This is a genomic window from Cognatundibacterium luofuense, from assembly GCF_018139685.1.
Taxonomy (GTDB): domain Bacteria; phylum Pseudomonadota; class Gammaproteobacteria; order Burkholderiales; family Burkholderiaceae_D; genus Undibacterium; species Undibacterium luofuense.
Map to the genome: position 1 here is coordinate 1 of NZ_JAGSPN010000514.1, position 303 is coordinate 303.

Annotated in this window: 1 protein-coding gene; it reads left to right on the forward strand. The window is 53.8% G+C overall.

Going from position 1 to position 303, the window contains the following annotated elements:
- Positions 1-303: cytosine permease (locus tag KDM89_RS21470; protein ID WP_212689818.1), on the forward strand; the 303-nt coding region annotated here is incomplete at both ends.

The window sequence follows — 303 nt, forward strand, 5'->3', positions numbered from 1 at the left end:
GCTTTGCTGGCAGTGATTGTGACTTCGGCTACAGTCGTCTTATACGGCAAAGCAATCTGGGATCCGGTTGATCTGGCCAGCCGCATGACGGGGGCGGCGGTGCTGGTGGCCTTGATTATCCTGCTGATCGATACCGTTTCTGTGAATCTGGCTGCGAATCTGGTGGGGCCAGCTTACGACTTTTCTGCGCTGAATCCGGAAAAAATTTCGTATAAAACCGGTGGCTATATCACGGCGGGGATCGCGCTGGTCATGATGCCGTGGAAGATACTGGAAACTACCCAGGGATACATCTTCACCTGG